Below are 26,676 nucleotides of genomic sequence, written 5' to 3' on the forward strand. Positions count from 1 at the left end.
GCGCCGTGCCCAATAAGCCTTCTGTTGTACGACCCTAGAGCGCGGCCCTATGGTCGTGCTCTCATTATCGCACGGCAGGCGCGTTCAGAGCGATTCTCCGGCTCGCGCCGCACCGCACTGTGTCGTTCTCTCGAAAGGTGTGTCGCGAAGAGCCGTGCTCCGACACAAACGGTCACTCGCGCCGCCCGCGGGCGTGCTCGGACACAAACGGTCACACTTCTCTCGAAAGTGCAGCCCTCTCTGTCCGAGCGGCGACTGAGCAGCAATTTGTGGCCGAGCATGCGGATGCCGCCACGGCCAGCCTCAGTGTCGTACTCTCGAACCGTGAGCCGCGACGAGACCAACACCCGACCGACTGTCCTCGCTGTCTTTCTCATCCTCGCGGGCATCATCGGTGAGATTGCTGCCTTCGCCCTCACCGTCGAAAAGATCCACACCCTGTCATCGCCCGGCGAATCGCTCTCCTGCGACTTCAGCGTCCTCGTGCAGTGCGGCGCCAATCTCGAGTCATGGCAGGGCTCTGTCTTCGGGTTCCCCAACCCGCTGATCGGGCTCGTCGGCTGGGCCGCACCGATCGTTGTCGGCGTCGGCATACTCGCCGGAGCTCGTTTTGCGCGCTGGTACTGGGCGCTGTTCAACCTGGGGCTGGCCGGCGCCCTCGCCTTCGTGATCTGGCTGATCTCCCAGAGCATCTTCGTGCTCGGCACCCTCTGCCCGTGGTGCATGGTCACCTGGTCGGTGACCATCCCCGCGTTCCTCGCCGTCACCCTCTACAACCTCAAAGCCGGGAATCTCCCTGCGCCCGCCGGCGTGCGCCGGGTAGCCACGGCTCTGTACGGCTGGCTCGTGCCGCTCACCCTGGCCTGCTACCTGATCGTCGCCGTGATCGCCCAGGTGCGCCTCGACGTCCTGCAGCACCTCTAAGCCGCCCTCTCCCCCGCGGCTCCCGGCCGGTCGCTGAACCCGGTGACACGCGCCGTGACACAAAAAACAGCGAGGCGCCCGTTTCCGGGTCGCCTCGCTGTTTGAGGTAATCGGGTTACTTGAACCAGAGCGCGAGTTCGCGCGCCGCCGACTCGGGGCTGTCTGACCCGTGAACCAGGTTCTGCTGAACCTTCAGGCCCCAGTCGCGACCGAAGTCGCCACGGATGGTGCCGGGAGCCGCCGTCGTCGGGTCCGTCGTACCCGCGAGGCTGCGGAAGCCCTCGATCACGCGGTCACCGGCGACGCGAATGGCGACGATCGGACCTGACAGCATGAACTCCACGAGCGGCTCGTAGAACGGCTTGCCCTCGTGCTCGGCGTAGTGCGCGGCGAGAACCGATCGGTCGGGCTGAACGAGACGGATGTCGACGAGCGAGTAGCCCTTCGCCTCAATACGCGCGAGGATCGCTCCGGTCAGGTTGCGTGCGACACCGTCCGGCTTGACCAAAACGAGTGTTTCTTCAACTGCCATGTGTTTCGTCTCCCAATTGCGCTGCGGCGGCTTTTTCGCGGTCGATCCGACCGCCAGCCACCATGGAGTAAACCCACATGCCGGCAAAAAGCGCACCAATAATGAACATGATCGGCACCAGGATGCCGGTAGCAACGATAACGCCTTGCAGCACCCAGCCCGCAATGATGCCCCAGCGGTAGCGGAGGCCGGCGAGTGCCACCAGGATCGCGACACAGATCGCGGCGCCGCCCCCGAGGGCGACCGGCGCCGGAAGGACCTTGAGCCCGAAGGCCACCAGCGCGGCGAGGAACATCACAATGAGTTCAAAGCCGAGGACGATCGACGCGAGGGACTGCCTCACGCTCTGTCGCTGTCTTCTCATGACTTCTTCCACTCTCCGGCTTCGGCCAGCTCGATGACCTCTCCGGCGAGAACGACGGAGCCGGTGACGACGACGAGCCTCGACGGTGCGTCATTCGCCCATTCGCGTGCGGCGAAGACCGCGTCTTCCACGGTGTCGTAAGCGTGAACGAGTCCGGGATCCGCGACAGCCGCCGCACGCCGAGCGAGAGAAGCGACCGGGATGGACCGTTCGGACGACGGTTCGGTCACGTGGATGCGTGCCGCGATCGGCGCCAGCACGGAGAGGATTCCCTCGGCGTCCTTGTCTCCGAGCACACCGACGACGAAGACGGTCTCGGCAAAGTCGAAGTACTTCCCCAGCGCAGCGGCGAGTGACCGTGCGCCGTGCGGGTTGTGCGCCGCATCGATGAGAACCGTCGGCTCGATGCCGACGAGCTGGAGCCGACCGGGCGTAGTGATCTCCGAGAGTCCCTCCACGAGCGGGTCCATCGAGAGCGGCTGGCTGCCGTCACCGAGGAACGTCTCGACCGCGGCGATGGCGACTGCCGCGTTCTGACCCTGGTGGTCGCCGTAGAGCGGCAGGAAGAGGTCGTTGTACTGCCCCGCCCGTCCGCGCACGCTGATCACCTGGCCGCCGACGGCGACATGATCTGCCGTCAGCGCGAAGTCGACGTCCTGGGCGATGACGGGGGCCTCGTCCCGTTCCGCCGCCTTCAGGATTTCTGCCATGGCATCGGGATGCTGCGCGGCGGTGACGACCGTCGCGGCCGGCTTGATGATGCCCGCCTTGGTTCGCGCGATCTCGGCAATGGTCGAACCGAGTCGGGCAACGTGGTCGAGATCGATCGGGGTGAACACGGCGATCTGCGCATCCGCGACGTTGGTGGAATCCCACTCGCCGCCCATCCCGACCTCGATCACACCGACGTCGATCGGCGCGTCAGCGAAGCTCGCGTAGGCGAGCACGGTGAGTACTTCGAAGAAGGTCAGCGGCACGTCACCCGCGTTTTCGAGCTCGAGGTCGACCATCTCGACGTAGGTCCGAATGTCTTCCCAGTTCCGGGCGAGGGCCTCGTTCGAGATCGGCTCACCGTCGATGACGATGCGCTCGTTGAAACTCACGAGGTGCGGACTCGTGAAGAGTCCGGTCCGAAGCCCGTAGGAACGGAGAATCCCCTCGATCAGGCGGCTCGTGCTCGTCTTGCCGTTGGTTCCGGTGAGCTGGATGATCGGGAACGCGCGTTGCGGGTCGCCGAGCAGGTCGAGCACCCGGCGGGTCGGCTCCAGACGCGGTTGAGGAGCCTGTTCGCCCGTGCGGGCGAGCAGGTCCTCGTAGACGGCCTGTCCTTCATCGGCAAATTCGTCGTCAATCTCAGACATTGATGCTCCTGGTTGCTCGGCGAACGGCCACGATGAACGATCCCGCGTTGGCGAACTGTCCCTTGGCGAACTCCTGGTAGAACTCCGGCTCGTCGTCGAGCAGCTCGGGGAGCCACTCCGCCGGCGTGCCGGCGCGGCGGGCCTCGTCGACCTCGGCGAACGCGTGGATCGAGGTGGTCGTCGCGAGCGTCTCCGCGGCGATGTCGACCTCGGTGACGAAGGTCACGGCATCCGCGTCTTCCGGGCTCTCGAAGACGAGACCGAGGCGGATGCGGTCGCTGACGTCGAATCCAGCGGCCTTGCGGGTGTCCTGCACGGCACGGACGACATCCCGAGCGAGACCCTCGGCCTCGAGTTCGGGGGTTGTATGTGTGTCGAGCAGTACGAATCCACCACCGGGCAGCAGAGCGAGCGCCTGCTCGGCGCCACCCTCGACCGCGGCGGTTTCGAGAACGAGCTCGAATTCGCCGTCCTGGAGTTCGATACCGCCGGCGGTGACGACACCGTCGGTCTCGGACCAGTCCCCGGCACGCGCAGCCTTGATCACGGTCTGCACGTTCTTACCGAGACGGGGTCCGGCGGCGCGGGCGTTGACGGTGAGCTTCGACGTGATGCCGTAGTCGCCTGCGCTGGAGTCGGTGAGGGTGACAAACTCGACGTTCTTGACGTTGACCTCATCGCGGAGGATGTCGCCGAACCGTTCCAGGTGGTCCGGGTCCGGTGAGACAACGGTGAGCGTCGCGAGCGGGAGACGCACGCGTCGACCCGCCTGCTTCCGGAGGGAGAGCACGGTTGAGCTGATGGCGCGGATGGCGTCCATCGACGCGACCAGCACATCGTCCTCGTCGAAGGCGTTCAGGTCCGGCCAGTCCTCGAGGTGCACGCTGCGGCCACCGGTGAGGTCCTTCCAGATCCGCTCGGAAACCAGCGGGAGGAGAGGTGCGGACGCGCGCGTGATCGTCTCGAGCACCGTGTACAGCGTGTCGAACGCCTCGGTTCCGTTGCCGTTCTCGTCGACTCCGGTCCAGAATCGCTCGCGTGACCGGCGCACGTACCAGTTGGTGAGCACGTCGGCGAAGTCCCGGAGCGTCGCCGCTGCCAGGGTCGAGTCGAGGTTCTCGAGGTGAGTGCCGACCTCCCCCACGACGAGGCGGGTCTTCGCGAGAATGTACCGGTCGAGGACGTCGGTGGAGTCGGTGCGCCACGAGGCGTCGTATCCACCGTCGCGAGCCGTGTTGGCGTAGAGGCTGAAGAAGTACCACGTGCTCCACAACGGAAGCAGCATCTGCCTGACACCCTCGCGGATGCCCTCCTCGGTGACGATGAGGTTGCCGCCGCGCAGGACGGAACTCGACATCAGGAACCAGCGCATGGCATCCGAGCCGTCACGATCGAAGACCTCGTTGACGTCCGGGTAATTGCGGAGCGATTTGGACATCTTCTGGCCGTCGCTGCCGAGCACGATGCCGTGGCTGAGCACGTTCTTGTACGCCGGCCGGTCGAACAGCGCGGTCGAGAGCACGTGGAGGGTGTAGAACCAGCCGCGGGTCTGCCCGATGTACTCGACGATGAAGTCGGCGGGGTTGTGCGAGTCGAACCACTCACGGTTCTCGAACGGGTAATGCACCTGGGCGAACGGCATCGAGCCGGAGTCGAACCAGACGTCGAGGACGTCGGTGATGCGCCGCATGGTCGACTGCCCGGTGGGGTCGTCGGGGTTCGGGCGCGTCAGCTCGTCGATGTACGGCCGGTGCAGGTCGGTCGGGCGAACGCCGAAGTCCTGCTCGAGCTCGTCGAGCGACCCGTACACGTCGATGCGGGGATACTCGGGGTTATCGCTCTTCCACACGGGGATCGGTGATCCCCAGTAGCGGTTGCGGCTGATCGACCAGTCACGGGCGTTGCCGATCCACTTGCCGAACTGGCCGTGCTTGACGTTGTCAGGCACCCAGTTGATGTCTTCGTTGAGGTCGACCATCCGGTCGCGGAATTCGGGCACGCGGATGAACCAGCTCGACACCGCCTTGTAGATGAGTGGGTTGCGGCAGCGCCAGCAGTGCGGGTACGAGTGCTCGTAGCTCGCCTGGCGGAGCAGGCGTCCCTCCGACTTGATCAGCTGGGTGAGCGGCTTGTTGGCGTCCGACCACAGCAGCCCCGCGACATCCGTCACCGCGGGCAGGAACTTTCCGCCGTCATCGACGGAGATGATGACGGGGATGCCTGCTGCCTCGCAGATCTTCTGGTCTTCTTCACCGTATGCCGGCGACTGGTGCACGATGCCGGTGCCGTCTTCGAGGGTGACGTAGTCGGCGACGAGGATCCGCCACGCGTTCTGCATGCCGTACTCCTCGACATCCGAGTAGTAGTCGAAGAGACGGTCGTACGTGACATCTTCGAGCTCGGACCCGATCAGCGTCCGCGAGACGGCCGCGAGGGCGTCCTCGGCGGAGTCATAGCCGAGTTCCTTCGCATAGTTGCCGACGAGCGCCGTTGCGAGCAGGTACTGCCCGCCAAGCACCTCGGTGAGGCCGGCGTCGTCTCCGGCTTTCTCGCGCAGCACAGTGGCATCCGGTGTTCCGTGCGGACCGGCGGGCACAACCGCATATTCGATGTCGGGTCCGACGGCCAGCGCGGCGTTGGTCGGCAGGGTCCACGGCGTCGTCGTCCAGGCCAGCGCGCGCACGCCGGTGAGGCCGAGCGACTCGGCCTTGATGCCGACGAGCGGGAAGGTGACGGTGACCGTCTGGTCCTGGCGCATCTTGTAGACGTCGTCGTCCATGCGGAGCTCGTGGTTCGACAACGGAGTCTGGTCGCGCCAGCAGTACGGCAGCACGCGGTAGCCCTCGTAGGCGAGCCCCTTGTCGTGCAGCTGCTTGAACGCCCAGATGACACTCTCCATGAAGGTGATGTCGAGCGTCTTGTAGTCGTTGTCGAAATCGACCCAGCGAGCCTGGCGGGTGACGTACCGCTCCCAGTCCTCGGTGTACTTGAGCACCGCGTCCTTCGCGGCGGCGTTAAACGCGGCGATGCCCATCTCTTCGATCTGGGCCTTGTCGGTGATGCCGAGCTGGCGCTCCGCCTCGAGTTCGGCGGGCAGTCCGTGGGTGTCCCAGCCGAAGCGGCGGTGCACCTGCTTGCCACGCATCGTCTGGAAGCGCGGGAAGAGGTCCTTCGCGTATCCGGTGAGCAGGTGGCCGTAGTGCGGCAGGCCGTTCGCGAACGGCGGACCGTCGTAGAAGACCCACTCATCGGCGCCCTCACGCTGAGCGACGGATGCCTCGAAGGTTCCGTCGTTCTTCCAGAACTCGAGGATCTGGTTCTCGATGTCGGGGAACTTCGGCGAGGGGGTCACGCCGAAGGCGGACCCGGCGTTCGGCGAATCGTCGTTCGACTTGGGGTAAGGCATTTTTCTCCCGGCAGGTTCAGTGTTCACCTGCGAGGGCGGATCGTTTCCGATCCGCGGTACCACCTCGCTTGCCGCTTGTGACGGCCGCTCGTTCATTGGCTGTGACGGGCCAGCCCCGTTCGGTTCTACTGGGCTCCGCAGGTGCACGGTGCTGTTCTTCCGAAGACTCCCCGGTGATGGCCGGTTCACAGTCGCTTCCTCAAGGATAGCGGGGAATTCCGGTCGCCGGGGAGTCAGGGCCTTTCGGCGTGGTGCGGATGCCGTCAGACGGCAGAGCGCGACACGAGCGTCTGCATCACACGGGCGGCCGTCTCGGCGTCATCAACGGTCACGACGAGTCGTTTGCCGTTGCGTCTGGTGACCTCGATCGCCTCACCGGCGCGAAGGATGATTCCCGTTCGCCTGCCAGGGGCCACGCGCCAGCCCCAGCCACCGAAATCGGCTGTCGGGTTGACCTGGACGACCCGGACCTCGGCGACGTCACTCGCAGGAATGCTGACCTGAGGCCAGCCCAGGATCCCGCGGACGGTGAAACCGCGTCGGTCTGCGCGCACTCGCCAGAACGACATCCCGACCGACAGGAGCAGTACGAACACGGCGAGAGCGAGAGGGTAGGTGGCGTCGGATGGGGAGCTGAACGCCGTCGCGAGAGCGATACCGACAGTGAGCACGACGACTGCACCCAGCAACACGACGATGCCGCCGGAGATCCGGACGGTTCGCGCCCAGTAGACGCTCTCCGCGGGTGCAAGATCGAGCGGCTCGACCGCTGTCTCCTCGTCGAAGTCCGCCGGTACTGCCCTGGGCAGGATGAACCAGGCGATGGCAGCGGCAAGGACGCCGCCGAGGGCGCCGATGATCATCGGCGTCGCGATGTTCGGGGCGGCGGCCGCATCGTTCAGTCCGCGCTGGACGGCGAGCGAACCGATCACGCCGCTGGTCAGCAGGACGCTCAGGAAGACTCGCGTGACAACAACGATCTTTTCGGTGCTGGTCAGGCCGCCGCGCTTGGGTGCGCCGCGGAGTGACAACCCGCTCGCCACAGTGACCCCGGTGACGATGGCCAGCGGCATCAGGATCATGATCCATACGCTCCCGAATCCGTCGGCACCGTTGCTGTCCCAGTGGATAGCAACGGGATCGGGGAGGTCCGGCAGCCAGGTCAGAGCGACGATTGCTCCGACCAGGGCGATGAGGATCGGGAGGATCACTCCGATAACCAGGTATCGGCGTCGGCCTGGCATCGTCTGGGGTGCGGTGGTCATCGAAGGGCCTCTCGGAGTAGTGCGGTTACGGTATCTGGACTGAGTTCGAGGATGCGAGCTTCAGCGACGACGGCGTCGATCGCGGCGCTGAGCTGTGAGTAGCGGGCGGCACGGTCGGTGACAACGGCGCCGCGCCCCCTCCGGAGGTCGACGAGACCTTCGTCGCGGAGCACCTGGTACGCCCTGAGGACGGTGTGCACGTTGATCTCGAGCGACTCAGCGAGTTCTCGAGCGGCCGGGAGCCGCTCCCCCGCTTTCACGTCACCCGAGATGGCGGCGGCGCGGATGCTCGCGGCGAGCTGGTCAAACAGCGGTGTGGTCGACGACTGGTCGATTCGAAGGAGCATGTGTTCATGCTATAGTTCTGTTTAAACTAGAACAAGTGGCAATCTGGCTGATTGCCGAACCGGCCTGCGACAATGGCCGGATGACCCGCGCCGATCCCTTCACCGACACCCGGCTCGTGCGAGACATTCGCCGTATCACCGACGTCGCAGTCCCCGACGACCAGTGGCCGGCAACCATCCCCGCGATCGCTGCGGTCCTCGAGTCGGGGCTCCCGCTCGGAGACGGCGTCACGTTCCTCGTTGGCGAAAACGGCAGCGGCAAGTCCACCCTGATCGAGGCGGCGGCAGCGGCGTACGGCCTCGGCCCGGAGGGCGGCACCATCAACTCGGCGCATGAGACCAGGCGCACGGAGTCGCCACTCGGCGACTGGATCACCCTCGCCAGGCGCCCCGGAGCAGCAAAGTGGGGCTTCTTCCTTCGCGCCGAGACGATGCACGGCTACTACACCTTCCAGGATTCACTCGAGGGCGGCCACGACTTCCACAGCATGAGCCACGGCGAATCGTTCCTCGCCGTGGCCGAGACCTACCTGACACGACCCGGTTTCTACTGCCTCGACGAACCCGAGGCAGCCCTGAGTTTCAGTTCGACCCTCGCGATGATCGGGGTGCTTGCCGATCTCGTTGCTAACGGCTCCCAGGTGCTGTGCGCGACGCACTCCCCCGTGCTCGCGTCACTTCCCGGCGCGACGATCTACGAACTCGGCGATCACGGCATCCGCCGCGCCAACTGGGAAGACCTCGATCTCGTCACCCACTGGAAGTCCTACCTCGATGCGCCGGGACGTTACCTGCGGCACATCCTCGACTGACCGCCAGACTCCGTCAGACCGCGTCGGCGAAACCCGCGCAGACCGGGCCCACGGCCTCGTCGACGTAATCGGCGAGCGGGCGCCTGGCGACACCGGCGTTCGCCCAGACGCCGGCTGCAGCCGCTGCCGCACCGAGCACCGCGAAGGCGATGGCCTGAGGCAGCAGCACTCCGGCGGAACCTTCCGTCCGGCGCAGAATGAAGTCACGGATGACGGCGCTCTGCTTCATCAGGCGACGGAGCCCGGATGCCTCGAGGTCCTCGCGGGTGCCCATGAGGTCGACCTGGGTCAGCGCCCACGGCACACGATCGCCGGGATGCGACCGCGCGACACGCACGACCGCGTTGCGCACGGCATCCATCACCGGCTCGGTTGCATCCGCCGCCGCAAGCTCATCGGCGAGCCGAGCGAGCGTCTCGTCGAAGTCGATCCAGAGCACGTCGGACTTGGAGCCGAAGTAGTTGAAGAAGGTGTTGCGACTGACGCCGGCTCTCTGTGCGATCTGGTCGACTGTCGTCCCGGCGTAGGTCTGCTCGAGGAACAGCTCGGCGGCGGCCTCCTCAAGCGTGCGCTTCGATGATCGCCTCGGGCGCCCGACCTGCACAGTGTTCTCGGCCAATAGGTTCCTCCTCCCGAAAGCGTATCGACCCGAGGGCATACCGTCTCCACCGCCCGTCGATCGGGGTGGATCCAGCCGGGCGTCGACACCGGCTGCCACGTCAGGGCAATCGGGAAGAAATCAGGTACTAGGGTCGTTATTAGACCGCGTCCAATAAATCTGGGCGCCACGCTCGGGCCACCCGCATCGCGGCTTTGCCCTCGTCAAGGAACAGGCAATGCACTCACTCACCATCACCCGCGCGCGGCGCGGACTCGCGGCGGTCGGCTCGGCAGCCGTTCTCGCCCTTCTCATCACCGCCTGCCAGTCACCCGCGGCCGAACAGTCATCGACCCCGGTCGCCGGCGGAACCCTCACCTACGCCAGCGGAGACGCGGAACCCACCTGCCTCGACCCCCACGTCGGTGGCAACTACCCGCAGGCACTCATCGCCGGCCAGTTCCTCGACTCGCTCGTCTCGCGGGACTCGGATGGAACCGTCATCCCCTGGCTGGCCACCGAATGGTCGGCCTCAGACGACGGCCTCAGCTGGGATTTCACTCTTCGTGATGACGTCAGCTTCACCGATGGCACCCCGTTCAACGCCGAGGCCGTCAAGGTCAACGTCGAGCACCTCAAGGATCCGGCCACTGAGTCGTCGACGGGCTACCTCGCACTCGGCAAGGTTGAGAGTGTCGAAGCAGTCTCCGACACCGTCGCGCGATTCACCCTGAGCGCGCCGGACAGCGCACTGCTCGAGTCCCTCTCGATGCCATGGCTCGCCATCGAGTCGCCCGCGGGAATCGCCCGCGGCATGGAGGAGAACTGCCAGGCGCCGATCGGCACTGGGCCGTTCATCGTCGACGAGTGGGTCAAGCAGGACCACGTCTCGCTCGTTCGCAATGACGACTACAACTCACCGCCGGCCGACGCCAAGCACGAGGGCAAGGCATACCTCGAGGCGATCGAATGGCGCTTCATCCCTGACTCCGCATCGCGCTACGCCGCTCTGCAGGCCGGGCAGGTCGATGTTCTCGACAACGCGCAGCCCGACACGATCTCCGCAGCCGAGAAGACCACGACGCTCGCGCACATCGACGCACCGCGCCCCGGTGCCGCCAACCGCATCGAGCTGAACGCCGGTGCCACACCATTCAGCGACCCCGCTGTCCGTGAGGCATTCATCCGCGCGGTTGACGTCAATGACGGCATCGAGTCACTGTTCTTCGGCTCGGCGGAACGCTCATACTCGCCGCTGTCGAGCGCTGAGCCCGAAGGCTTCTCCGACGAGTCACTGTTCGACACCGACCTCGACGAGGCCAACGAATTGCTCGACTCCGCTGGCTGGACTGAACGGGATGCCGACGGCTACCGGGTCAAAGGCGGCGAGCGCCTCACTCTCGACTTCCCCGTCTCGACGAACCAGTCGATCCCCGCCGAGCAGTCGCTCTTCGAGCAGATCCAGGCAACGGCGAAGGACGCAGGGTTCGAGGTCAAGCTCTCGCTCCTCGATCTGTCGAGCTGGTACGGCGTCCTCGCCGAGAACAACTACGACCTCGTGAGCGCCCCGTACACGAAGGTCGGCCCTGACGTGCTGCGGATCCTGTACCACTCCGACGGAATCGTCCCGGCGCCGAGCGGATACTTCGCGAATCTCTCGCAGGTCAGCAACCCTGAGCTGGACGATCTGCTGACCACAGCGAGTGAGACCTCCGATGACGGCGAGCGCGCCGCGCTCTACGACCAGGCGCAGGAGATCATCCTCGGTGGCTTCCACATCCTCCCTCTCTACGACCAGCAGAACCACTTCCTGCTCGGCACACAGGTGAAGGATGCCCGCGCCATGCCGACGGTGTCGACACCCACGTTCTATGACGCCTGGCTTGCCGGACAGTAAGCCGGCCGAGCGATCGAGGAGCCGGCGCTCAGTGCGCTGGCTCCTCGTCCGACTCGGCGGTGCTGCGTTCGTGCTCTGGGCGGTCGCGACGCTGACCTTCTTCGCGATCCGCCTGATTCCGGGAGACCCGGCCGAGGCGGTCCTCGGCGGGCCCGGGTCACAGGCATCACAGGAGACCCTCGACCAGGTTCGACGCGACTACGGTCTCGATCTCCCCCTCGGCATCCAGTACCTCAACGCACTGGGCCGCTTGCTCAGGGGCGACCTCGGCACCTCCTACGCGCTTAAGGTCCCCGTCACCGAACTTCTCGGCGCCCAGCTCGGCGGCACGCTCCTCCTCGCTCTCGCGGCCCTCGCCCTCGCCTGGTTCGCCGCACTCGGCCTCTCGCTCTGGTCAACCGGTGGCGGCCGCGTTGCTGCATCTCTCGGGCAGGGCATCGAACTCACGAGTGCTGCTCTCCCCCACTTCTGGCTTGCCACTGTCCTCATCGCCGTATTCAGCACGAGTCTCGGCTGGCTCCCACCGGTATCGACGGGAGGGGCGACGGGACTCATCCTCCCGACCGTGACGCTCGCCATTCCCCTCGCCGGGTTCCTCGCCCAGGTGATGCGCGAGACGCTGCTCGACACCCTCGACGCACCCTTCATCGTTTCGGCAAGGGCCAGGGGCGAATCGGAGCGGGGCATCCGTCTCCGCCATGCACTCCGCCACGCGAGCCTGCCGGCGATCAGCCTCTCCGGCTGGGCACTCGGTTACCTCATCTCGGGCGCCGTGGTGGTCGAGACCATCTTTGCCAGGCCGGGGCTCGGCCGCACCCTGCTGCAGGCGGTGACGCTCCGTGATGTGCCCGTGGTCACCGGTGTTGTGCTGCTCGTCGCCCTGGTCTACATCCTCATGACGATTCTGACGGATGCCGCCTCCCGGCTGGCAGATCCACGCCTGGCCAGCACGGAGGCAACGCGATGAGCGAACTCGACCTGAGGACCGCTGCGGCGAGCGCGGCACCCGCCCGTCGCGCCCGCCCGAGTGTCGGCGAAGTACTCGCCGGTCTCTTCGTTCTCTTCCTCATCGTGGCCACCGTCGCGCCCGGGCTGCTCTCGTCATTCGACCCCAACGCCATCTCGGCACGCGACGCGTTCCAGGGCCCGTCACTGACTCACTGGTTCGGCACCGACGAGTCCGGTCGCGACATCTACAGCCGGGTCGTCACCGGAACAGCCACCTCGCTGTTGATCGGCGTGTCAGCGACAGCGATCGGTCTCATTCTGGGGCTGATCCTCGGTGTGCTCGCCGGGTTCGGCGGTCGCGTGCTCGACTTCACGGTGAACCGCACGATCGAGGTGCTCTTCGCGTTCCCCGGACTCCTCCTCGCTCTCCTCGTCATTGTCATCGCCGGGCCCGGCCCGGTGACCGCGACCATCGCCGTCGGCCTCTCCACCGCGCCCGGGTACGCGAGGATCATCCGCGGCCAGCTCGTTAGCATCCGTTCGTCTGCGTACGTCGAATCGGCAGGGGTGCTCGGTCACGGGCCGTGGCGAATCCTCACCAGGCACATCCTGCCGAACGCCCTCGCTCCCCTCGCGGTACTCGCCACCCTCGGTGTCGGGCAGGCTGTTGTGTGGGCTGCCGCCCTCAGCTACCTGGGCCTCGGCGCACAACCGCCGGAGCCGGAATGGGGCGCCATGCTGTCCGCCGGGCGCACCTACATCGGTACCGCGTGGTGGCTGACCGTGTTCCCCGGCCTCATGATCGTGCTCACCACCATCGCGACAACGGTGCTCGGCCGGAGCCTCACCCGACGAACGGCGGACAACCGATGAACGACAGGCAACCGATGAACGCTTCGACAGGCTCCGCGTCACAACTCCTCGAGGTAGAGGGTCTCTCCGTCTCCTTCGGCGGCGTCCCCGTGGTCAGGGACATCTCCCTCAGCATCGGCCGGGGCGAGTGCGTTGCCATCGTCGGCGAATCCGGGTCGGGCAAGAGCGTCACCGCGAGGGCCCTGCTCGGCCTCGCCGGACGCGGCTCCGAGGTCACGGCATCAACGCTCACTCTCGCCGGGCGTGACCTCACCGCGGCGAGCGAACGGGACTGGCGCGGCATCCGCGGGTCACAGGTCGGGCTCGTGCTCCAGGACGCGCTGGTCTCCCTCGACCCGTTGCGTCCCATCGGTCGCGAGATCGGCGATGCGCTCCGGCTGCACGCGAACCTGTCGGCAACGGATGCCCGCAGTCGCGTCGTCGAGGTCCTCGCCCGGGTCGGAATGCCGGATCCCGAGCGGGCGGTGTCCCAGCGTGCTGGCGAACTGAGCGGAGGACTCCGACAGCGAGCACTGATCGCCGCGGCTATCGCTTTGGACCCGCCGTTCGTGATTGCCGACGAGCCGACGACCGCCCTCGACGTCACCATCCAGGCCCGCATTCTCGATCTGCTCGCCGAACTGCGGTCACGGGGAACGGGCATCCTGCTGATCAGCCACGACCTCGCCGTCGTGAGTGCAATCGCCGATCGCGTGCTCGTGCTGAAGGACGGCAGCGTTGTGGAGTCGGGAGCGACCAGGGAGCTGCTGACCCGGCCGCGGGAGGACTACACCCGACGGCTCATCGCGGCGGTGCCCACCGATAAGCCGCGCCATACCCCGCTCGTCCCGGTTCAGGAGCCGGACATGACCAATGGGGGCATGAGCCGAAAGCCGATCCATGCCGCGGTCGCCCTCCCTGGAGACACAACACCTGAGACACCGGATGCCGCTCCCGCTGTTCTCGAGGCACGGTCGCTCGTGAAGACCTATCGATCGCCGGCGGGCCGGTTCCGCGCCGTCGACGGGGTGTCGTTCAGCCTGGGCAGGGGCGAGACGCTCGGCCTCGTCGGCGAATCCGGGTCCGGCAAGACGACGGTGGCCAGGTTGGTTCTCGCGCTCACCCCGGCGGACGAGGGCGAGGTGCTGCTCGACGGTGCTCCGTTCTCCACGCTGAGGGAGCGGGAGCGGCGTCCACTCCGGCAACGGATCGGTGCCATCTACCAGGACAGCCTCAGCTCGTTCGATCCCCGACTCTCGGTGAGACGCATTCTCGACGACGCCATCGGCACGGCGCCTGCCACCGACCGGTCGACCGTCGATGAACTGCTCGACGCCGTCGGTCTGGCCAGGGGCGTTGCCGACGCGCGCCCGTTACTGCTCTCGGGTGGTCAGCGGCAGCGGGTGTCGATCGCCCGAGCACTCGCGGCCCGTCCCGACGTCATCGTCTGTGATGAACCGGTTTCTGCGCTCGATGTCACGGTCCAGGCCCAGGTGCTTGACCTTCTCGACCGGCTGCAGGTCGAACGCGGGCTCAGTTACCTGTTCATCTCCCACGACCTTGGCGTTGTCCGGCACGTGAGCGACCGGGTCGCCGTGATGAAGGATGGGCAAATTGTCGAGACCGGTGACGCGGCGACCGTCTTCGCCGACCCACAGCATCCGTACACGGCACGCCTCGTCGCCGATGTGCCCCGGCTTTTGCCATCACACTGATTCGCGTGATCCATTCCGTGCCGGTTCGCCCGGCCGCTACGGTGTCGGTATGAAACCTCAGGCAGTCACCATCGGCATCCCGGTCCGCGATCTCCGGGCGGCTACCGCCTGGTACCAGACGGCGTTTGAGCTGGGTGAGCCCGACCTCGAACCAATGGAAGGGCTCGTCGAGTTCGACCTCGATGCTTTCTGGCTGCAACTCGCGCTGTCGGCTGAGCTCGCCGGGAACGAGGGCATCTCGGTCAACATCAGCGTCGCTGACGCCTCGGCACAGCGAGAATCCTTCGTCTCCCGGGGGCTTGAGGTGACCCCGCTGCAGCACATTGACGGCGTCGTTGATTTCTTTGAACTGACCGACCTCGACGGCAACAAGATTGGGTTTGTCACCGAGCTCGCCTGAGGTTCCGAACCGCTCGCAGCGCCGCCGCTTCGCTCTGACGACCGCCCGTTTCCCTCGCTGGCGGGGTGGCCATCGGGTCACCCTCGGGGTGGCGTCGCGGTTCGCGCTGCCCCGGCTCCGCTACCATGGATAGTCCCCGACACTCAGGCACGTACACACGGTGCCGCCCATATTGAACCGGAGTTACCCATGACCTCGCACGTTCCAGACAAGCCCGCTCTCGAGGGCCTCGAAGCGAAATGGGGTCCGGAATGGGAGTCCCGCGGCACCTACAGCTTCAACCGTTCAGCCGCCCTCGACGGTGGCCGCGAGTGCGTGTACTCGATCGACACGCCCCCGCCAACGGCATCCGGTTCACTGCACATCGGGCACGTGTTCAGCTACACCCACACCGACGTCGTTGCGCGGTTCCAGCGCATGCGCGGCAAGCAGGTCTTCTACCCGATGGGCTGGGACGACAACGGTCTCCCCACCGAGCGCCGCGTACAGAACTACTACGGTGTCCGCTGTGACCCGACGCTCCCCTACGACCCTGACTTCGTGCCGCCGTTCGAGGGTGGCGACAACAAGAGCTCCAAGGCCGCCGATCAGAAGCCGATCTCGCGCCGTAACTTCATCGAGCTCTGCGAGACGCTGACGATCGAAGACGAGAAGCAGTTCGAGGCCCTCTGGCGCACCCTCGGCCTTTCGGTGGACTGGAAGCAGTCCTACCGCACGATCGGTGCCGACTCGATCCGGTCGAGCCAGCTTGCCTTCGTGCGGAACATCGCGCGCGGCGAGGCGTACCAGGCCATGGCGCCCACCCTGTGGGATGTCACCTTCCGTACCGCGGTCGCCCAGGCCGAGCTCGAGGACAAAGAGCAGCCGGCGGCCTACCACCGCCTCGCCTTCGCCAAGCCCGACGGCGGAACGATCGAGATTGAGACCACGCGGCCCGAACTGCTCCCCGCGTGTGTCGCCCTCGTCGCGCACCCCGATGATGAGCGCTACCAGCAGTACTTCGGAACGACGGTGAAGACGCCGTTGTTCGGCGTCGACGTCCCCGTGCTCGCGCACCACCTTGCCCAGCCGGACAAGGGTGCGGGTATCGCGATGATCTGTACGTTCGGTGACGTCACCGACGTGGTCTGGTGGCGTGAACTCGACCTGCCGAACCGCACCATCATGGGTCGCGACGGTCGCATCATCAGCGAAGCACCGGATGTCATCACGAGCGAAGAAGGACAGGCCGCGTATCGCGAACTGGCTGGCAAGACGGTCTTCAGCGCCAAGCAGGCCGTTGTTGCCCTGCTCAAGGAGTCCGGTGAGCTCATCGGAGACCCGAAGCCGATCACGCACCAGGTGAAGTTCTTCGAGAAGGGCGACAAGCCGCTCGAGATCGTCTCCACCCGTCAGTGGTACATCAAGAACGGTGCCCGCGATGAGGAGCTTCGTGCCCGCCTGATCGAGCTCGGCAACGAACTCGAGTGGCACCCCGACTTCATGCGCGTGCGCTACGAAAACTGGGTCGGTGGACTCACCGGCGACTGGCTGATTTCGCGCCAGCGCTTCTTCGGTGTTTCCATCCCGATCTGGTACCCGCTGGATGCCGACGGTAACCCGGTCTACGACTCCCCGATCGTTGCATCGGAAGAGTCGCTGCCCGTCGACCCGTCGAGCGACACCGCCCCCGGCTACGACGAATCACAGCGCAATGCTCCCGGTGGCTTCATCGGCGAACTCGACGTGATGGACACCTGGGCGACCTCCTCGCTCACCCCGCAACTCGCCGGTGGCTGGGAGCGTGACCCGGAGCTCTGGAACCTCGTCTTCCCCTACTCGGTGCGCCCGCAGGGCCAGGACATCATCCGTACCTGGTTGTTCTCGACCATGCTCCGTTCGGTTCTCGAGTACGGCGAAAAGCCCTGGGAACACGCTGCCCTGTCCGGCTGGATCCTCGACCCCGACCGCAAGAAGATGTCCAAGTCGAAGGGCAACGTCGTGACGCCCGCCGACATTCTGGAGAAGCACGGTTCGGATGCTGTGCGTTACTGGGCAGCATCATCGCGCCTCGGTACCGATGCCGGCTTCGACCCGCAGAACCCGACCCAGATCAAAATCGGGCGTCGTCTCGCGATCAAGGTGCTCAACGCGTCCAAGTTCATCCTGAGCTTCGAATCAGCAGCCGATGCAGCTGTAACCGAACCTCTGGACCTGAGCATGCTCGCGACTCTGCGTACGGTTGTCGCTGACGCGACCACGGCGTTCGAGTCCTACGACCACGCCCGTGCGCTTGAGACCGCCGAGTCGTTCTTCTGGACGTTCTGCGACGACTACCTCGAGCTGGTCAAGGAGCGTGCATACGACGCTGAGCACCCGGGCCAGGCCTCTGCTGTGGCGGCGCTCCGTGAAGCACTGAGCGTTTTGCTTCGTCTCTTCGCCCCGTTCATCCCGTTTGCCGTCGATGAGGCATGGTCCTGGTGGAATGAGGGCTCGGTGCACTCCGCTTCCTGGCCGACCGCCGATGAGCTGACCGCGACCGGTGAGCCTGAACTGCTGGCGCTTGCGGGACAGGCGCTCACGAGCATCCGTCGTGCTAAAACGGACGCCAAGGCCTCGCAGAAGGCAACGTTGAACGAGGCCACCATCACCGGCACACCGGACCAGATAGGCCTTTTGGCTGGTGCGGAAGGCGACCTTAAAGCGGTAGGACGTATCGTTAGACTCACATTCACCCCGGCCGACGAGTTGTCGGTAACCGGGGTGGAGTTTGCCCCGGTCGACGCCCCGACGTCGAACCACAGTTAGAGGAGACACAATGACGATCGAAATCCGTCCGGTCCGCGACCGCGACTTCTTTGACTGGCTGCCACTGTTTGCAAGCTATGGCGAGTTTTATGGCACCCAGGTGCCTGACGAGAAGGCCCTCCTTGTCTGGAGCTGGATCTCGGAGAAAGTGCACGGCGTTTCTGCCCTCGTGGCGCAGGATGACGACGGCAAGCTCGTTGGCCTTGCCCACTACCGGCCGTTCCCGAGGCCGCTCGAGGGTGGAACCGGCATCTTTATCGATGACCTGTTCGTCGCTCCCGAGTCGCGCGGCAACGGCATCGGGACTGCGCTGCTCGACCGGGTCACTGAGATCGCCCGTTCTGAGCGCGCCGGTATCGTGCGGTGGACAACAGCTCCCGACAACGACGCGGCTCAGAGCCTCGGCGGCAAGGTTGCGAACCGCACCGACTGGATCACGTACGACCGCAACGTCAACGGCTAGCGTCATGCAGCTCGGGACACGCTGGTCGATCGGTGATACCCCGCCCGCGGGGCTTCCCGAGGTGATTGTCGCTGCGGTCAGGACGGTTGAGGACGAGCTCCGTGCGGAGGACGTCTCCACCACCGGTTGGCGATGGACCCTGACCTGGCTTGAGCGAAAGCCGGTTGTCGAACTCGATGATGGAACGGTGATCACGTACAACTCGACAACCGACTCAGCAACGATTCGGCAGTATGACGAGCCGACCCTCGACGATGACGAGGATGACGCCTAGGGCGCAACCCGGCTCAAGTTCATCCATCGCCTGAGCCCGGCGCTGGCAGCACGGTCAGTGGTTGCTATGCGGTCCGGGTCTGTTGGGCCGACGGGAAGGCTGAGTTCTCCCCCGGCTCCCGACTACGCGGTCCTGGTCTGTTGGGCCGATGGGTGGGCGGAGTTCTCCCCTGGCGCCTGTCCGCCTCGTCTGCTTGACCGGTCACCGCCGCCATCGGCACTGTCGGCACTGTCGGCACCGGCACCGTTGTTCCCGGCGGCTGCGGCTCGTGCTGCGGCGTCCGCGGCGTCGGTCGCGGCTTTGATCCCGGCCAGGCGGAGGCGTTCCTTTTCCAACGGTGATTTCGATGGCATCCGGATCGGGATCCGTTCCCCGTTCTCCCCCGGTGGTGGGATCAGGTAGTACTCGCCCTCGATCCGGACCACCCGATAGCCAAACGTATGCACCAGGGTGTGGTGATAGGGACACAGCAGGATCCCATCCGCGAGGTCGGTGCAGCCCTCGTGGGCGGCCCATTCGTTGATGTGGTGCGCCTCGGTCATCGACGGCGGACACTCGCAGCCCTCGATCCGACAGCCACCGTCCCGCACCGCCATCGCCACCCGCTGCTTCCGGGTGTGGAGTCGTTGCTCCCGCCCGACGTCGAGAATCGTGCCGGAGGTGTCCATCAGGATCGGGGAGATCCCGGAGATACAGATCTGCTTCTCGATCACACTGCCCGGCACCGCATCTTTGCTGTCTTCGAGATACCCGGTGCCGACCAGGTGCTCCGCACCCTCGCTGTCGGTGGCACGGTTGTCGAGGCTGGTTTCGGTCATCACGACCCGGATTCCGGGTTGGCGGGATCCGTATGTTGTGGTCGGGTCGGCCTGCACCCCGGTCCGCATCGCACCCATCAGAATGTCGTACACGATCTGGTCATTACTGCGCTCATCCACCCGCAGCTTCTCAGCCCGTTCCGCCTCAACCGGGTCCACCATCCGCGGCCCACCCCGCCGCGGCCGCAACGCCGCCCCCACGATCGACTCCACCCACGCAGCGCCTTCCTCATCAAAGGCCACATACGCCGTTTTCGTGCCGTCCTCGTTGCGGCCGAACCGCCACTTCCGGTTCGCGTAACGCTCATCCCACCGCAACTGCACCCCGGCCGGATCAATCCGGTCCCGCAAATGCCGCGCCCTAACCCCGAGTTCGTCAGCGTTCGCCCCGGCAGCATCCGCGATGATCTCCACCGCCGCGGCCCGCAACATCTCCACATCCACCCGCTCATTCGGTTGCCCGAGCCCGCGCATGATGATCGTTACCGCCTCCGACCGGATCACCCCCTCCCGCGCCGCCCGCGAGATCGGTTCATGCCACGGCACCACCGGCACCGGACGCAACACCGACACCGCAGCGCGGTCTGTGTCCGTTTCAGGGTCGGCGTCGGGATCAACCAGGATCTTCCCGTCGAGATCGATCAACGGCTCATCAGCGCCGTCGACGCCGGGACCAGTCCCGGGTGCGAACCCGGTCGGGTGGGTGGCGGCATCCGCCTCACCCATCGCCTCACCCAAACGCACCTGTCGGAACGCCTCGGACTTGGTCGACCCGGTCAACCGCTGCACCAGGTTCACCGCCGTGCGGTCCCCGGTCGACTGGGCCCACCCCGAGTAACCGAGATCACGGCTCGACCGTTTCGCAGCCACCCCAGCCCCGGCCGCGATCACCGCGTCCAGCTCGGACTTCGCTCGCGCCGCGTTGCGGAGCAATTCCTCCAGCTCGGCGTTCGCCGCCCGCTCCAACACCATCGACAACGGGAGCGCCGCGTCCACGGCAGAGCCTGCAGGTGCTGCGCCCGCGCCCGTACTCATACGCGTACTCATACGCGTACTCACGCCCGTACCAGCGGCCGCACCATCGTCACCAACACCACGCCCAGTGCTCAACGGCTCCGGCTCCACCGGCACGAACCGCTGGCGCTTAAACGACGAACCGGCACCACCGAACTCGGTGATGCCGGTCGAAACCTCAGCAGACGAAGACCTGCCCCTGCCAGAACCCCTGAGAGATCCCGACGCAGGTTCGGGACCAGACGCTGGCTCCGGCCCCGCGGCATCCCCCGCCGCACGACCAACCGCCTCGATGGCGTCCTCATACCGGGCGATCTGGTCGCACACCCGAAGGGCGACCTCTCGAATCTGCTCGGACACCTTTGCCATACTTCATGATACCAAGACATTCGATATTAGAGAAGGCTTTTCTCCAGGTATTTCGTAGATATCTTCGAGTGGGTATCTGAAGCTACGCCGAGCCTCAGCGCGCTGCAGATGCGGTCAGGTGCTCAGTGGGGTGCACCAGTTGTTCCGTCGTGACTATCGAGGCGAATTCGCGACTGCCGAGGATGCTCGCGGTCCGGCTGATGAGATCGTCAGCGGAGACCCCCGCATAACCGGGGCCCGGCTCGATGTCGCTGGTCGTGGTGGCGTCGGTCACGAAATCCACCTCGAAGCCCAGGTCGCTTGCCACGCGTGCCGTGGTCTCGCAGCACTGTTCAGTCCTGATCCCGCAGATGACTACCCTGCGAACGTCGTGCTGCACCAACCGCTGATGCAGGTTCGACGTCGTGAACGCGTTAACCGAGGTCTTGGTCACGCGTAATTCACTGTCGAGCGGATCGAGTTCCGCCACGACCCGAACGAACCCAAGCTCAGGATCAAACACGCCCCCTGTCCCCGGCTCGGCGTGGGTTACCCATACAACGAGCTGACCGGCGGAGCGTGCGTGCGCCACAAGCCGGGCGATGTTATCGAACACGAATGGGTTTGCCATCCGTGCCCAGTCATCCGGCCGTTGGCGAAAAGACTCCTGAGCGTCGATGACGAGCAGTGCGGTCCGGGTTTCTCGATTCATGGACCCATCCTGCGTGCCCAGAGTGCCAACGCGAAACCGCTCAGCGGTCAACATATGACGGATTCCGGACACGTCCAGTTGTCGACGCGCTCACTACGCAGACCGCGCGGCGTGCCAGACGGTCAGTTCGACTCACCCGCCTGGGCGCTCTCCGTGCCGCTGGCACGGTGTGCAGAGGCGGGACCGGCAGAGGACGAACCCGCGGTGGATGCCCCAGCGGAGCCTGCTGCCGGCCTGATCCGCAGGCTCGTGATCAGCCCGACCACCAGAGCACCCGCGGCGATCCAGCCGGCGAGTGACGCACCGTCCGTCATCGCCGCACGCGCGGCATCCGCAATGAACGCCGTCTGCTCATTTGCAGCCAGCGAAGCGATACTTCCGCCTGAGCTCGCATTCACCGAGTCGACGAGTGACTGGAGCATCGGGTTCCCGGCAACGGCATCCGCCACCCGATTCTCCGTACCCGTCTTGAGCGTCGTAAAGAACGCGGTACCCAGCACGGCGATCCCGAGCGCAGACCCGGTCTGCCGCGCGGTGCTCTGGGTAGCGGATCCCTGACCACTCCTCGCCACGGGAACATCGGCCAGCACCACGCTGGTCAGCTGAGCCGTCGCGAGCCCGACGCCCATCCCATAAACCAGGAGGATCGGGGAGGTCAGCCAGGCCGTGCTGTCCGGTCGGATCAGGAGCGCAAGCACGGCGATCGCGAGGATCTCAAGGCCAAGACCGATTCGCACCACGACAATCGGCGAGAGACGCTTCGACAACCCCGCCACCGCACCGCTCGCGAGGAAAGACCCCGCCGCGAGGGGCACGAGAGCAAGTCCGGCCTCAAATGCCGTGTACCCCAGCACGTTCTGGAACCAGAGGGGCAGCGAAAGGATGAGCCCGAATTCGCCGAAGCTGACGATCAGCGCGGTCACATTGCCGTTGGCGAATGACGGGATGCTGAACAGCGAGAGATCGAGGATGACTCCCTTTCCTGCATTGGTCCTGGCGCGCTCCCAGAGCACGAAGGCGGTCAGGGCGATCACGGCGAGCAGGAACGCGAATGGCACCGGCGAGATATCACCGACGGCGAATGGCGCCTCGTCCGTGGCCGTCCACCAGCCGTAGTTGCGTCCCTCGATCAGCCCGAAGACGAGCGCACCGAAACCGAGAATGGAGAGCAGCGCTCCCCCGATATCGAGCCGCTGCAGCGCCCCGGTCACCGCCTCGGATGACTCGGCCACGAAGAGGATCAATCCAGCGATGATCAACGCACCAACGGGCACGTTGATGCCGAACGCCCAGCGCCAGCTCGCGTTCTCGGTGAGCCAGCCGCCCAGCAGCGGACCGATGGCGGCCATTCCACCGATGGTCGACCCCCAGACTGCGAAGGCGATACCGCGCTCCCTGCCCTGGAAGTTGGCGTTGAGCAGCGCAAGCGTCGTTGGCAGGATCATCGATCCGCCGAGCCCCTGCAGAGCGCGCCCGGCGATGAGCACAGCCCCGTTGTCTGCGAGGGCACAGAGCACACTGGCCGCAACGAAGATCACGACACCGATCAGCATGATCCGACGTCGCCCGACCCGGTCTGCGATGCGGCCCCAGGTCAGGAGCAGCGCGGCGAACAGCAGCGTGTAGATCTCCTGCACCCACTGGATCTCCGTACTGGAAATACCAAGGTCATCGACGATCGACGGGACCGCGACCGAGACAATTGTCGCGTCCATGATGATGATGGCGACGCCGAGGCTGATGGCGAGCAATCCCCACCAGCGGTACCGCACGTAGCGGTCGGCAGTCGACCCCGTCGATTTCTGACTCATGGATAACCCCTTCGGCACAGGGGGCCACCCTAGACCCGCCAGCTCAAAGCGCAGAGGGCTGGCGCCCCGGGCATCCCCCTGCTACTTCCGCGCGAGTATCTCACCGTGAGGCATCGCGTACCAGCCGCGATCGTCGGCCACCCATTCTCTCCATGCGGCCGAGATCTGCTCGAGCTCGGCTTCGGTTGCAGCACCGGTTTCGATCGACTGCGCGGCGAAGCTCGACTCGACCGCACGATCCGCCCATGCGCTCCCCCACCAATCGCGGTCGGCATCCGTCGAGAAGCACCAGATCGACGCGGTGCTCTCCACCTCGGTGAAACCGGCCTCCATCGCCCACGCCTTGAGCGAACGTCCGGCGTTCGGCTCTCCCGCGTTCGACCTGGCCAGTGCCTGATACACCCGCATCCAGGTATCGAGACCGGGCAGAAGCGGATACCAGGATGCCGCTCCATAGACAACGTCGCGGGCGGCGACGATGCCGCCGGGCTTCACAACCCGACGCATCTCGCGCAGCACGGCAACCGGGTCCCCGACGTGCTGCAGCACCTGGTGGGCGTGAACAATATCGAAGCTGTCGTCGGGGAAATCCAGGGAGTATGCGTCACCGACCACGAAGTCGACGTTCATCACGCCGCTGTCCCGAGCGAGCGTTGAGGCCTGGATACACACGTCAGCGGATGCATCCATACCGATAACGGATCCGGGAGTGATCCTCTCGGCGATATCAAGGGTGATCGTGCCGGGTCCGCTGCCAACGTCGAGCACCCTGACCCCGGGGACGAGGTAGGGCACAAGATATGAAGCGGAGTTGTCAACGGTGCGCCAGCTGTGCGTGCGGAGCACGCTTTCGTGGTGCCCCAGCGTGTAGCGCTCGGAAATTGCCATAGCCCAAGCCTATGACCGGTTCACGGGCGTCCTCGCCCACATGACGGGCCCTAGGGTTGGTTCATGTCTGACTCGAACAATCCGTTCCTCGCCCCGAGCACTCTCCCGTACCAATTGCCGCCGTTCGCGGATATCAGGGACGAGCATTTCCTGCCGGCGTTCGAAGCCGGCATGGCCGAGCAGCTCGCTGAGATCGACGCGATTGTGACAGAAACGGATGCTCCGACGTTCGAGAACACCATGGTTCCGCTGGAACGATCCGGCCAGACCCTCGCCCGCGTCAGCAACGTCTTCTTCACCAAGAGTTCGGCGGATTCCAGCGCTGAGACGACCGCGCTCGAAGAGCACATGGCTCCCCGGCTCGCTGCACACTCAGACGCGATCCGCCTGAACGCCGGGCTCTATGGCAGGATCAGCGCCTTGTATGCCAGCATCCATGATCTCGGCCTGGACGACGAGTCCCGCTACCTCCTCGAGCGATACCACACGGAGTTCACCCTGGCAGGGGCTGCCCTGAGCGACGCCGACAAGGAGCGTCTTCGAGCGCTGAACACCACTCTGTCGACTCTCACCACCAGGTTCGAGAAGAACCTTCTCGCCGACACCAACGAACTCGCCGTTGTCATCACCGACGTTGCCGAACTCGACGGCCTCAGCGACGGGCAGATCTCCGCAGCGGCTGAAGCAGCCCGTGAACGCGGCCTGACGGACAGCTACCTGCTCACGCTCGTGCTGCCAACGGGTCACCCTGCCCTGGCGAGCCTTACCCGCCGTGACGTTCGAGAGCGCATCATGCGCGCCTCCAGGGCCCGCGGCATCCGGGGTGGCGATCACGACAACCGGTCACTGGTGCTCGACATCACGCGGCTGCGCGCCGAACGCGCGGCACTCCTTGGCTGCGACTCACACGCCGCATTCGTCACCGCGGACGAGACGGCGAAAACGCCGGAGAACGTCGCCTCCCTGCTGGAGTCACTCGCTCCCGCCGCCGCGCGGAACGCACGGGCTGAACAGGCCGACCTGGAGGCGCTCATCCGCTCCGATGGCGACTCACACCCTGTCGAGAGCTGGGACTGGGCGTTCTACACCGAGCGCGTGCGCGCCGATCGGTTCTCCATCGATACCGCCGCTCTCCGCCACTACTTCGAGGCGGATCGCGTGCTCATTCACGGCATCTTCTTCGCGGCCGAAAAGCTCTACGGGGTGCGGTTCACCGAACGTCACGATCTCGTCGCCTACCACCCCGACGTCAGGATCTTCGAGGTGACGGACGAAGACGGCACCGCCGTCGGCCTGTACCTCCTCGACCTCTACACCAGGGATTCCAAGCGAGGCGGCGCCTGGATGAACCCGCTCATCTCGCAGAACACCCTCCTCGGCTCACCGACGGTCGTCGTCAACAACCTCAACGTCCCCAAACCCGCCGCGGGCGAACTCACGTTCCTGAGCCTCGACGAGGTGACTACGTTCTTCCACGAGTTCGGTCACGCACTCCACGGCCTTTTCGCGACGGTGACCTATCCCAGGTTCGCAGGCACCAACGTCTTCCGCGACTTCGTCGAGTTCCCGAGTCAGGTCAACGAGATGTGGATGCTCTGGCCCGAGGTACTGGAGAACTATGCGGTCCACGCCGAAACCGGCGAGCGGATGCCATCAGCGCTCGTTTCGCGGCTCACCCAGGCTGCAGCTTTCAACGAGGGGTTCCTCACGAGCGAATACCTCGCTGCCGCGATGCTCGACCAGGCCTGGCACCGCATCGCCGCGACCGACAGTATTGCCGATGTCGCGGTCTTTGAGAAGGCCGCGCTCGAGGCGGCGGGGCTCGACAACCCGGCGGTACCACCCCGGTACTCAAGTACCTACTTCGCGCACACGTTCTCGGGCGGATACGACGCCGGCTATTACTCCTACATCTGGAGCGAAGTCCTCGACGCGGATGCCGTCGGCTGGTTCACCGAGAACGGAGGGCTCACCCGCGCCAACGGCGATCACTTCCGCAGCACGCTGCTCGGCGTCGGCGGTCGCATGGACCCGCTGGCGGCGTACCGCGCATTCCGCGGTCGCGACGCCGCGATAGAGCCGCTGCTTGTCCGGCGCGCACTGGCCTGAGCTCGCTCGCGCCAGGGCGCCGGCCTGAGGT

Annotated in this window: 22 protein-coding genes; 11 read left to right on the forward strand and 11 right to left on the reverse strand. The window is 65.7% G+C overall.

Annotation, left to right across the window (positions count from 1 at the left end; genetic code table 11):
* Positions 1-324: 324 nt before the first annotated feature.
* Positions 325-924: a vitamin K epoxide reductase family protein gene (locus AC1X6S_RS03125; protein ID WP_483404347.1), complete on the forward strand. Its 600-nt coding sequence runs from the start codon at positions 325-327 to the stop codon at positions 922-924.
* A 115-nt stretch (positions 925-1,039) separates the two neighbouring features.
* Here the strand turns inward: AC1X6S_RS03125 and ndk are convergent, their stop codons facing one another.
* The 6 genes from ndk to AC1X6S_RS03155 form a co-directional block, all read right to left on the reverse strand.
* Entirely contained in the window at positions 1,040-1,456 is a 417-nt protein-coding gene (gene ndk / locus AC1X6S_RS03130; protein ID WP_108391240.1) for a nucleoside-diphosphate kinase, read from the reverse strand.
* Positions 1,446-1,799, reverse strand: coding sequence for a DUF4233 domain-containing protein (locus AC1X6S_RS03135; protein WP_158270246.1), 354 nt, complete (start codon positions 1,797-1,799; stop codon positions 1,446-1,448). Before AC1X6S_RS03135 ends, ndk begins: the two co-directional genes overlap by 11 nt.
* A 17-nt stretch (positions 1,800-1,816) precedes the next feature.
* Entirely contained in the window at positions 1,817-3,181 is a 1,365-nt protein-coding gene (locus AC1X6S_RS03140; protein ID WP_483404348.1) for a bifunctional folylpolyglutamate synthase/dihydrofolate synthase, read from the reverse strand.
* Positions 3,174-6,587: an isoleucine--tRNA ligase gene (ileS, locus tag AC1X6S_RS03145; RefSeq protein ID WP_483404349.1), complete on the reverse strand. Its 3,414-nt coding sequence runs from the start codon at positions 6,585-6,587 to the stop codon at positions 3,174-3,176. The genes AC1X6S_RS03140 and ileS overlap by 8 nt, the downstream gene beginning before the upstream one ends.
* A 263-nt stretch (positions 6,588-6,850) precedes the next feature.
* On the reverse strand, positions 6,851-7,852 hold the full coding sequence (locus tag AC1X6S_RS03150; RefSeq protein WP_483404350.1) for a DUF1648 domain-containing protein: 1,002 nt from the start codon (positions 7,850-7,852) through the stop codon (positions 6,851-6,853).
* Positions 7,849-8,199, reverse strand: a complete 351-nt coding sequence (locus tag AC1X6S_RS03155) for a GntR family transcriptional regulator (RefSeq protein ID WP_108391245.1) — start codon at positions 8,197-8,199, stop codon at positions 7,849-7,851. The genes AC1X6S_RS03150 and AC1X6S_RS03155 overlap by 4 nt, the downstream gene beginning before the upstream one ends.
* 35 nt (positions 8,200-8,234) lie before the next feature.
* Here AC1X6S_RS03155 and AC1X6S_RS03160 point away from each other — a divergent pair, with 35 nt between their 5' ends.
* Positions 8,235-9,011: an AAA family ATPase gene (locus AC1X6S_RS03160; RefSeq protein WP_483404351.1), complete on the forward strand. Its 777-nt coding sequence runs from the start codon at positions 8,235-8,237 to the stop codon at positions 9,009-9,011.
* 13 nt (positions 9,012-9,024) lie between these two features.
* Here the strand turns inward: AC1X6S_RS03160 and AC1X6S_RS03165 are convergent, their stop codons facing one another.
* Positions 9,025-9,630, reverse strand: a complete 606-nt coding sequence (locus tag AC1X6S_RS03165) for an acyl-CoA-like ligand-binding transcription factor (RefSeq protein ID WP_483404352.1) — start codon at positions 9,628-9,630, stop codon at positions 9,025-9,027.
* A 217-nt stretch (positions 9,631-9,847) separates the two neighbouring features.
* Here AC1X6S_RS03165 and AC1X6S_RS03170 point away from each other — a divergent pair, with 217 nt between their 5' ends.
* The 8 genes from AC1X6S_RS03170 (at position 9,848) to AC1X6S_RS03205 (ending at position 18,945) form a co-directional block, all read left to right on the forward strand.
* Positions 9,848-11,506 (forward strand): ABC transporter substrate-binding protein, encoded by a 1,659-nt coding sequence (locus AC1X6S_RS03170; RefSeq protein WP_483404353.1) that lies wholly within the window; start codon positions 9,848-9,850, stop codon positions 11,504-11,506.
* The gene (locus AC1X6S_RS03175; RefSeq protein WP_483404354.1) at positions 11,481-12,473 is read left to right on the forward strand and encodes an ABC transporter permease; all 993 of its coding nucleotides are present in this window, start codon (positions 11,481-11,483) and stop codon (positions 12,471-12,473) included. The genes AC1X6S_RS03170 and AC1X6S_RS03175 overlap by 26 nt, the downstream gene beginning before the upstream one ends.
* Positions 12,470-13,327 (forward strand): ABC transporter permease, encoded by an 858-nt coding sequence (locus tag AC1X6S_RS03180; RefSeq protein ID WP_483404355.1) that lies wholly within the window; start codon positions 12,470-12,472, stop codon positions 13,325-13,327. Before AC1X6S_RS03175 ends, AC1X6S_RS03180 begins: the two co-directional genes overlap by 4 nt.
* A 14-nt stretch (positions 13,328-13,341) precedes the next feature.
* Positions 13,342-15,021, forward strand: a complete 1,680-nt coding sequence (locus AC1X6S_RS03185; RefSeq protein ID WP_483404356.1) for a dipeptide ABC transporter ATP-binding protein — start codon at positions 13,342-13,344, stop codon at positions 15,019-15,021.
* A gap of 49 nt (positions 15,022-15,070) precedes the next feature.
* On the forward strand, positions 15,071-15,421 hold the full coding sequence (locus tag AC1X6S_RS03190; RefSeq protein ID WP_483404357.1) for a VOC family protein: 351 nt from the start codon (positions 15,071-15,073) through the stop codon (positions 15,419-15,421).
* A 189-nt stretch (positions 15,422-15,610) separates the two neighbouring features.
* Complete coding sequence (gene valS / locus AC1X6S_RS03195) at positions 15,611-18,208, forward strand: valine--tRNA ligase (protein ID WP_483404358.1); 2,598 nt, start codon at positions 15,611-15,613, stop codon at positions 18,206-18,208.
* 10 nt (positions 18,209-18,218) lie between these two features.
* Entirely contained in the window at positions 18,219-18,671 is a 453-nt protein-coding gene (locus AC1X6S_RS03200; protein ID WP_483404359.1) for a GNAT family N-acetyltransferase, read from the forward strand.
* Positions 18,672-18,675: 4 nt separating this feature from the next.
* On the forward strand, positions 18,676-18,945 hold the full coding sequence (locus AC1X6S_RS03205; RefSeq protein ID WP_483404360.1) for a hypothetical protein: 270 nt from the start codon (positions 18,676-18,678) through the stop codon (positions 18,943-18,945).
* Positions 18,946-19,067: 122 nt separating this feature from the next.
* On the opposite strand, the gene AC1X6S_RS03210 is transcribed toward AC1X6S_RS03205, so the two are convergent.
* The 4 genes from AC1X6S_RS03210 to AC1X6S_RS03225 all read right to left on the reverse strand — a co-directional run bounded on the left by AC1X6S_RS03210 (position 19,068) and on the right by AC1X6S_RS03225 (position 24,536).
* Positions 19,068-20,798, reverse strand: a complete 1,731-nt coding sequence (locus AC1X6S_RS03210; protein WP_483404361.1) for a DUF222 domain-containing protein — start codon at positions 20,796-20,798, stop codon at positions 19,068-19,070.
* Between the two features lie 442 nt (positions 20,799-21,240).
* Complete coding sequence (locus AC1X6S_RS03215; protein ID WP_483404362.1) at positions 21,241-21,837, reverse strand: isochorismatase family protein; 597 nt, start codon at positions 21,835-21,837, stop codon at positions 21,241-21,243.
* A gap of 122 nt (positions 21,838-21,959) precedes the next feature.
* On the reverse strand, positions 21,960-23,648 hold the full coding sequence (locus AC1X6S_RS03220; RefSeq protein WP_483404363.1) for a DHA2 family efflux MFS transporter permease subunit: 1,689 nt from the start codon (positions 23,646-23,648) through the stop codon (positions 21,960-21,962).
* An 81-nt stretch (positions 23,649-23,729) separates the two neighbouring features.
* Positions 23,730-24,536 carry a class I SAM-dependent methyltransferase gene (locus AC1X6S_RS03225; RefSeq protein ID WP_483404364.1) on the reverse strand — a complete coding sequence of 269 codons (807 nt, stop codon included), beginning with the start codon at positions 24,534-24,536 and terminating at the stop codon, positions 23,730-23,732.
* Between the two features lie 63 nt (positions 24,537-24,599).
* Between AC1X6S_RS03225 and AC1X6S_RS03230 the strand changes: the two genes are divergently transcribed.
* Positions 24,600-26,645 carry a M3 family metallopeptidase gene (locus AC1X6S_RS03230; RefSeq protein WP_483404365.1) on the forward strand — a complete coding sequence of 682 codons (2,046 nt, stop codon included), beginning with the start codon at positions 24,600-24,602 and terminating at the stop codon, positions 26,643-26,645.
* Positions 26,646-26,676 lie beyond the last annotated feature (31 nt).

Source organism: Mycetocola sp. Y442, from assembly GCF_056898615.1.

What these genes read in the sequence shown, in the direction of transcription:
- ndk (WP_108391240.1), bottom strand. Translation starts at nt 1,456, where the DNA reads ATGGCAGTTGAAGAAACACTCGTTTTGGTCAAGCCGGACGGTGTCGCA.
- AC1X6S_RS03140 (WP_483404348.1), bottom strand. Translation starts at nt 3,181, where the DNA reads ATGTCTGAGATTGACGACGAATTTGCCGATGAAGGACAGGCCGTCTAC.
- ileS (WP_483404349.1), bottom strand. Translation starts at nt 6,587, where the DNA reads ATGCCTTACCCCAAGTCGAACGACGATTCGCCGAACGCCGGGTCCGCC.
- AC1X6S_RS03150 (WP_483404350.1), bottom strand. Translation starts at nt 7,852, where the DNA reads ATGACCACCGCACCCCAGACGATGCCAGGCCGACGCCGATACCTGGTT.
- AC1X6S_RS03155 (WP_108391245.1), bottom strand. Translation starts at nt 8,199, where the DNA reads ATGCTCCTTCGAATCGACCAGTCGTCGACCACACCGCTGTTTGACCAG.
- AC1X6S_RS03170 (WP_483404353.1), top strand. Translation starts at nt 9,848, where the DNA reads ATGCACTCACTCACCATCACCCGCGCGCGGCGCGGACTCGCGGCGGTC.
- AC1X6S_RS03175 (WP_483404354.1), top strand. Translation starts at nt 11,481, where the DNA reads ATGACGCCTGGCTTGCCGGACAGTAAGCCGGCCGAGCGATCGAGGAGC.
- AC1X6S_RS03180 (WP_483404355.1), top strand. Translation starts at nt 12,470, where the DNA reads ATGAGCGAACTCGACCTGAGGACCGCTGCGGCGAGCGCGGCACCCGCC.
- AC1X6S_RS03185 (WP_483404356.1), top strand. Translation starts at nt 13,342, where the DNA reads ATGAACGCTTCGACAGGCTCCGCGTCACAACTCCTCGAGGTAGAGGGT.
- AC1X6S_RS03190 (WP_483404357.1), top strand. Translation starts at nt 15,071, where the DNA reads ATGAAACCTCAGGCAGTCACCATCGGCATCCCGGTCCGCGATCTCCGG.
- valS (WP_483404358.1), top strand. Translation starts at nt 15,611, where the DNA reads ATGACCTCGCACGTTCCAGACAAGCCCGCTCTCGAGGGCCTCGAAGCG.
- AC1X6S_RS03200 (WP_483404359.1), top strand. Translation starts at nt 18,219, where the DNA reads ATGACGATCGAAATCCGTCCGGTCCGCGACCGCGACTTCTTTGACTGG.
- AC1X6S_RS03205 (WP_483404360.1), top strand. Translation starts at nt 18,676, where the DNA reads ATGCAGCTCGGGACACGCTGGTCGATCGGTGATACCCCGCCCGCGGGG.
- AC1X6S_RS03210 (WP_483404361.1), bottom strand. Translation starts at nt 20,798, where the DNA reads ATGAGTACGGGCGCGGGCGCAGCACCTGCAGGCTCTGCCGTGGACGCG.
- AC1X6S_RS03215 (WP_483404362.1), bottom strand. Translation starts at nt 21,837, where the DNA reads ATGAATCGAGAAACCCGGACCGCACTGCTCGTCATCGACGCTCAGGAG.
- AC1X6S_RS03220 (WP_483404363.1), bottom strand. Translation starts at nt 23,648, where the DNA reads ATGAGTCAGAAATCGACGGGGTCGACTGCCGACCGCTACGTGCGGTAC.
- AC1X6S_RS03225 (WP_483404364.1), bottom strand. Translation starts at nt 24,536, where the DNA reads ATGGCAATTTCCGAGCGCTACACGCTGGGGCACCACGAAAGCGTGCTC.
- AC1X6S_RS03230 (WP_483404365.1), top strand. Translation starts at nt 24,600, where the DNA reads ATGTCTGACTCGAACAATCCGTTCCTCGCCCCGAGCACTCTCCCGTAC.